Here is a 6,192-nt window from a genome sequence, read left to right as displayed (position 1 = left end):
CGGCAGGACAGAGGGGGGCGCGAAGGATCGCCAACCTTCCAACGTCTGCATCTACGAAGAACACCGCCGCTCTACGAAGGCCCGCCAAGCCGTGGCTGCGGCGGCAGCACGTCATCGGCCGAGATCGTGCGCGCTTCCGAGGGCAGCATGATCGGGATGCCGTCGCGCACCGGATAGGCGAGCTTGGCCACGCGCGAGATCAGCTCGCTGCGCTCGGGATCCCAGGTCAACGGCCCCTTGGTCAGCGGGCAGGCGAGCAGTTCCAGCAGCTTCGGGTCGACCGTGGCCTTCCGTCCGTCACGTCCGTCCGCCACTGGCATTGTCCTCCTGCAACCTCGGACGCATCTTACTGGAGGCTGGAGCCAAAATCCTCATCCTCGCGCGCGAGCGTTATTTCGGTGATGGCGATCAGCGTCTCGGCACGCGTCTTCAAATCCGCCGCTTCGAGCAGCGCCTGCTTCTCGGCTGGTCCGTAGGGTGCCATCATCGACAGCGCATTGACCAGCATTCCGTTCTCGGCCCGGCTGACGCTTTCCCAGTCGGCTTCGAGGTCATTGGCTTGCAGATAGGCGCGGAACGCCTTGAGCAGCGCCGGCCGGTCGACCTCGGCCGCGGCCTGGTCCTCTTCGAGATCGGCGAGGAAGGGTGCGATCCGGCATTGCCGGAACGGCGTCTTCACCGCCAGTTCCTGCGTGACGCGGAAGCGGCAGACACCTTGCAGCGAGATCAGGTAGCGGCCGTCACCGGTCTCGGCGAGCGAGATGATGCGCCCGGCGCAGCCGACGCTGCAGAGCTCGGGCTCGCCGTCGTTGCGCAGCGCGCCGTCGAGACTGGGCTGGATCATGCCGATCAGCCGCGATCCGGCCATCGCCTCGTCGATCATCTGCAGATAGCGCGGCTCGAAAATGTTGAGCGGCATGCGGCCGCCCGGCAGCAGCAGCGCTCCGGCGAGCGGAAACACCGGGATCGTCGACGGCAAATCCCTCGCGAGCCGATAGCGGGCGTTTCCGACCTGCACTTCAACCCTCCGCACACGTCGCCGGGCAGCGGTCAAATCTGCGATCGACGCAGCCCGGCTTGTTCACCCGTTTATCGGCGGGGCGAGCCATTGCCCCCTATCTGGCGCAGCTGCCGGCCTGCGCAAGCCCCTTACCTGGCAAACGGCAACAAAGCCGGCAAAGCGCTCACGAAAACAGCAGCGACGACAGTTTGCGCCGCGCCGCCAGCGTCGCCTCGTCGGTCATTCCCCATGCCTCGAAGAACTTCAACAGCTGCGCCCGCGCGCCGTCGTCGTTCCATGTCCGGTCGGCCTTGACGATCGCCAGGAGATTGTCGGCCGCCTGCGTCCGCTCGCCACGCGCATTCTGGATCATCGCCAGGTCGAACCGCGCCTGATGATCGTTCGGATTGGCGGCGAGCCGACGCTCGAACTCCGCCGGATTGCCGAGCGTGGCCGCTTCCGCCGCCAGCGTCATCTTGGTGCGCAGCGCCGCGAGCGCCGGTGCGTCCTTCTTGTCCTCCGGCGCCTTCGCAAGCACCGCCTCGACGCCCTGGCTGTCGCCGGCCTCGAACAGGATCTCGCCAAGCCCGGCAATCGCCTCGATGGTTTCGGGCGCCTGCTCGAGGATGGCGTCATAGATATCGGTCGCGGTCTGGACGTCGCCGGCCTCGCGCGCCTCGCTGGCCGCCGCCAACGCATCCGTAATCTGCGACGCCGCGCCGCCGCCCTTGCCGCCGACCTTCTGGATGAACTGCGTGATCTGGCTTTCGGGAATGGCGCCCATGAAGCCGTCGACCGGCTGGCCGTCCTTGAAGGCGATGACCGCGGGGATCGACTGGATGCCGAGCTGGCCGGCGACCGAGGGATGATCGTCGATGTTCATCTTGACCAGCTTGACCTTGCCGCCGGCGGCCTTGACCGCCTTTTCGAGCTGCGGCGTCAGCTGCTTGCACGGGCCGCACCACGGTGCCCAGAAGTCGACCAGCACCGGCTGGCGGCGCGATTCCTGGATGACGTCGGCCGCGAATGTCGCGGTCGTGGTGTCCTTGATGAGATCCGCGGCGGGCGGCGCCTCGCCGAGCGAGACCTTGGCGCGGTCGGCCCCGCCATACTGGACGGATTGGGCGTACTGGCCGGCATTGCCGCCAAATGAGCCGCTGAACGGATTGTTGTCACTCATGTCGTCGCCCTTTCGGTCGCGCCGCCGCCGGCATGAAGGCGCGGCGCGTCATTGTCGGATTTCGGTTCGCCCTCCATGTGGCGATCAAGCCCCGACTTTCAAGATAATGAGACTTTCAAGATAACAGGATCGTGGCCGGTTGCCTCGACGAATCTGACGAGATCGGCGGCCGCGATGGTCGTCGTCGCGTCATTGGTCAGCGGATGGCCGTTGATGACCTCGTGGCTCATCAACTCCTGGTCGAGAACCACCTTGACCCTCCCAGCAGCATCGTTGATCAGGCCGAAGACGGTGACCGCGCCCGGAATGACGCCGAGCAGCTCCATCAGCATTTCCGGCTTGCCGAAGGACACGCGGCCGGAGGCGCCGATCAGATGGTGGATCTGCTTGAGATCGACCACCGCCTCCTCGCCGACGGTGACCAGGAAATAGTTGTCCTTCTTGTCCTTGAGGAAGAGGTTCTTGGTGTGCCCGCCCGGGATCTCGCCGCGCAGCGCCTGCGAATCGGCGACCGTGAACAAGGGCGGATGGCGCACCGTCGAGACGGAGATGCCGAGATCGGCAAGAAAGGCGTAGAGCTCGGCTTCGGTCTTCGGCATCGGTCCTCGCATCGTCCGGCAGGTCATGCCGTTTACGGCCAATGATACCTTTGGAGCAAGGGTGACGGAGGCCGGCGAAGAAATCGGCGCTTCGGGCGATCTCATCGGCGCTTGCGGGCTGCGGCCAAAAAGACCGTCATTTCCCTGTTGCAATCGCCGCGCTCTTCGGCCATATAGGCGCGGCTTGCGGCCCGAGGCCGCGCGAGCGGGTGTAGCTCAGGGGTAGAGCACAACCTTGCCAAGGTTGGGGTCGGGCGTTCGAATCGCCTCACCCGCTCCAAATCTTCTTTGGATTTGAAAAGCTTAAAGGGCCCGGGTATCCGGGCCTTTTTGCTTTGTGAGCCTGGGGGAGCATACGGGGCAAAAGCAAAAACGCTCAGCCCGCACCACATCAAACCGGCAACTGCAGCCTGTCGCCCGCCAGCCAGCAATCTCGTTGCTTGGTATACTCCTGCCAAGGTAGGTGCCGGCTTCCAACTTCCTGCCGCGCCTCGGGCTGGCAATACTGCCGGCTCGTCCCGGGGAGCGCGGGGGGGGGGGCGGCCCGCTGGGCCTCGCAGGCCTGCTGCTGGGCATCCCGCCCAGACCTCCGATTGGTTCTGTAAGCCAGTCAGCCGAAACCCGGTCCCGTCGGTCGACGATTGGCCTAGGTCGGAATTCGCGAACGCAAAACGGCCCGCGTCACGCGCCCAGCCGGGAACTGGCGTCCGCCTACGCAGAGGCTGTTGGACCAATCAATCCTAACCCAATATGATCCAAAGGCCTCGGAGGAACTCGAATGGAAGCAGGCGGTATAGAGCGCAAGCTCGCGGCGATCCTTGCGGCCGATGTCGCCGGATACAGTCGGCTCATGGGCGCCGACGAGGAAGGAACTCTCGCCCGCTTGAACGGCCATCGCCGCGAGCATCTCGATCCATGCATCGCCAGGCATCGAGGCAGGATCGTCAAGACGACGGGCGACGGGCTATTGGCGGAATTCGTCAGTGTCGTCGATGCAGTGCGCCGTGCGGTCGAGGTGCAGATCGGCATGGCCGAACGCAATGCTGCGACAAGCAATGATGACCGGCTCGAATTCCGGATCGGCATCAATGTCGGCGATATTATCGAGCAGGACGGCGACGTGTTCGGCGACGGGGTTAATATCGCCTCGCGTCTCGAGAGCATCGCTGAGCCGGGCGGGATCTGTGTGTCCGCGCGAGTTCAGGAGGATGCAGCGGGAAAGATAGACCTTCGCTTCGAGGACATCGGCGAACAAGCGCTGAAGAACATCGTCCGGCCGATCCGAGCTTATCGAGTGCGCCCGGGCGGAGCCGAGCAGTTGGGCCCGTCGGCTGCGACGGAGCGCTTGCCGGATAGGCCGGCGCTTGCGGTGCTGCCATTTCAGAATATGAGTGGCGACCCGGAGCAGGACTATTTTGCCGACGGCATAGTCGAGGACATAATCACCGCGCTCAGTCGCTTCAGGTCGTTTGCGGTGATCGCCCGCAACTCGAGCTTCGTCTACAAGGGCAAGGCAATCGACGTTCGACAGGTCGCCAGGGAACTCGGAGTCCGCTACGTAGTCGAAGGCAGCGTACGACGCTCGGGCGAGCGGCTCCGCATCACCGCACAGCTCATCGAGACGACAGGCGGGGGCCATCTTTGGGCAGACAGATTCGACGGTGCTGTGGCAGACGTGTTCGACGTTCAGGATCGGATAACCGAAAGCGTCATCGGAGTAATTGAACCACAGATCCGACGGGCTGAAATCGAACGTTCTCGCAGAAAGCGCCCGGGGAGCCTCGATGCCTACGATCTCTACCTGAGGGCGCTGTCGAAGACTCACAGTTCGCGGCCCGAGGACAATGCTCAGGCCTTTGCTCTCATGATGGAAGCAGTCGCGCTCGAGCCGCACTATGCGCCGTTTCTGACCGGCGCTTGTTTGGCCCTTGAATTCCGCGTTGCCATGGGCTGGCCGGCGCTCACCGACAACGATCGGGCAGCCTGTCGCGATCTAGTGCGCCGCGCACTTGCCGATCCGCAAGGCGATGCGACCGTGCTGGCGCAATGCGGCCTGACGCTGGTGACCCTGCGGGAGTACGATCGGGGAATGCAGATCGTCGCCAATGCCCTCGAGGCGAACCCTAACAGCCAGTTTGTACTAATGACCGCCGGTATCGCCGAATTCCATTGCGGGAGTCTGCAGGACTCGCTCGCCCATAGTCAGCGCGCGATCGTGATGAGCCCGGGTGATCCGACGGCGCCATGGGCCATAACCAACATCGCACTCGTACACATGGCGCTCGGTAACTATGCCGAGGCGCTGAAGTTCGCGGAGCGGTCAATGGCGGTCAATGCAGAGCTCGATCCGAGTTACTGGACTTTGATTGCGGCAAATGCGCAGCTCGGCCGAATGGACGAGGCGCGACGATACCTGGCAAAGTTCCAGGCACTCGCGCCGGACGTCACGATCGCGAGCATCAGGGCAGGACTGCCGGAATACGATCCATCTCGCATGGCAGCAATCCTCGAGGGCTTGCGGCTGGCAGGACTGAAAGAGTTTTAGCCGTACACATGCGCGAGCTGTCGCAAATCAGCGCAACAACTCCTGCTGACCGCGCTGCGGCCCTGAGCGGCTCCCAGTTGCAGGAGCCGCCACGTAGTGTGGAAGCGATCTCAGTGCCTGTCCGGCCCTTGCGCCGGCGTTCCCACAGCGTAGAGGCAAAGCGAGCGAGCGGCTCTACCGTTTCACTCGCGGCCCCCAAACAGCAGCAAGAATTGCCCGCGCCCGCTCCCTCGCTTCTACCAGGCCGACTACCGGCCACTTTCCCAACGTGATGCGGTGCTGCATGCCGGCGAGCGGCCGACCGCTCTTGGTCATCCCACCTTCGCCCAGAACGCGGCAGATCACCGAGAAGGACTTCGCGCCATGTTTGGTTATGCTTTTGCCATTCAGCGATTGCGCCGCCTCCTACCCCAGCCGCGCCCGCGTCGTCCTGGGCGTCGCCAGCAGCAGACTTGTCTCGCTTCCTGTTATCCCGGGGATCAGCCGTATCCGCCGCAGCACGGCGTCGAAGTCGGTCAGCGAGGCGGTGCCGAGCTCGACCACTAGGTCCCAGCGGCCGTTGGTGGTGTGGATGGTCGACACCTCGGGAAAGCCGCCGAGCGCCCTGATCACGCGGTCGGCGGCATGGCCCTCGATCTCGATCATCATCACGCCGCGTATCTTCTGATCGACCGCGTCGGCGCGCAGCACCACCGTATAGCCGATGATCTCGCCGGATTTTTCCAGCCGCTCCATGCGCGCCCGAACGGTCGCGCGCGAGACGCCGAGGTCGAGCGCGAGATCGGAGACGCTGCGCCGCGCGTCGTGCCTGAGCAGCGTCACCAGTCTTTCGTCGAGCGTGTCCATGGTTGTCCATTTTGATCAGACG

6 protein-coding genes and 1 tRNA gene are annotated in these 6,192 nt (G+C 64.3%); 2 read left to right on the top strand and 5 right to left on the bottom strand.

Annotation, left to right across the window (positions count from 1 at the left end; translation table 11 throughout):
- Positions 1-71: 71 nt before the first annotated feature.
- The 4 genes from P9236_RS29030 to P9236_RS29015 all read right to left on the bottom strand — a co-directional run bounded on the left by P9236_RS29030 (position 72) and on the right by P9236_RS29015 (position 2,779).
- The gene (locus P9236_RS29030) at positions 72-320 is read right to left on the bottom strand and encodes a Trm112 family protein (protein ID WP_278078004.1); all 249 of its coding nucleotides are present in this window, start codon (positions 318-320) and stop codon (positions 72-74) included.
- A 26-nt stretch (positions 321-346) separates the two neighbouring features.
- Complete coding sequence (locus tag P9236_RS29025; protein ID WP_278078003.1) at positions 347-1,018, bottom strand: LON peptidase substrate-binding domain-containing protein; 672 nt, start codon at positions 1,016-1,018, stop codon at positions 347-349.
- Positions 1,019-1,184: 166 nt separating this feature from the next.
- Complete coding sequence (trxA, locus tag P9236_RS29020; protein ID WP_278078002.1) at positions 1,185-2,180, bottom strand: thioredoxin; 996 nt, start codon at positions 2,178-2,180, stop codon at positions 1,185-1,187.
- Positions 2,181-2,278: 98 nt separating this feature from the next.
- The gene (locus P9236_RS29015; RefSeq protein WP_278078001.1) at positions 2,279-2,779 is read right to left on the bottom strand and encodes a prolyl-tRNA synthetase associated domain-containing protein; all 501 of its coding nucleotides are present in this window, start codon (positions 2,777-2,779) and stop codon (positions 2,279-2,281) included.
- Between the two features lie 205 nt (positions 2,780-2,984).
- Between P9236_RS29015 and P9236_RS29010 the strand changes: the two genes are divergently transcribed.
- Positions 2,985-3,059 (top strand) — tRNA-Gly (locus P9236_RS29010).
- Between the two features lie 498 nt (positions 3,060-3,557).
- Entirely contained in the window at positions 3,558-5,324 is a 1,767-nt protein-coding gene (locus P9236_RS29005) for an adenylate/guanylate cyclase domain-containing protein (protein WP_278078000.1), read from the top strand.
- Positions 5,325-5,729: 405 nt separating this feature from the next.
- Here P9236_RS29005 and P9236_RS29000 read toward each other — a convergent pair whose 3' ends face one another.
- Positions 5,730-6,170, bottom strand: coding sequence for an Lrp/AsnC family transcriptional regulator (locus P9236_RS29000; protein WP_278077999.1), 441 nt, complete (start codon positions 6,168-6,170; stop codon positions 5,730-5,732).
- Positions 6,171-6,192: the final 22 nt, after the last annotated feature.

It is taken from the genome of Mesorhizobium sp. WSM4884 (assembly GCF_029625675.1).
Lineage (GTDB): Bacteria > Pseudomonadota > Alphaproteobacteria > Rhizobiales > Rhizobiaceae > Mesorhizobium.
This window is presented reverse-complemented; position numbering and strand designations above follow the sequence as displayed.

Bases quoted from the DNA above. Each gene is read 5' to 3' on its own strand.
- P9236_RS29030 (WP_278078004.1), bottom strand. From the start codon at position 320: ATGCCAGTGGCGGACGGACGTGACGGACGGAAGGCCACGGTCGACCCG.
- trxA (WP_278078002.1), bottom strand. From the start codon at position 2,180: ATGAGTGACAACAATCCGTTCAGCGGCTCATTTGGCGGCAATGCCGGC.
- P9236_RS29015 (WP_278078001.1), bottom strand. From the start codon at position 2,779: ATGCCGAAGACCGAAGCCGAGCTCTACGCCTTTCTTGCCGATCTCGGC.
- P9236_RS29005 (WP_278078000.1), top strand. From the start codon at position 3,558: ATGGAAGCAGGCGGTATAGAGCGCAAGCTCGCGGCGATCCTTGCGGCC.
- P9236_RS29000 (WP_278077999.1), bottom strand. From the start codon at position 6,170: ATGGACACGCTCGACGAAAGACTGGTGACGCTGCTCAGGCACGACGCG.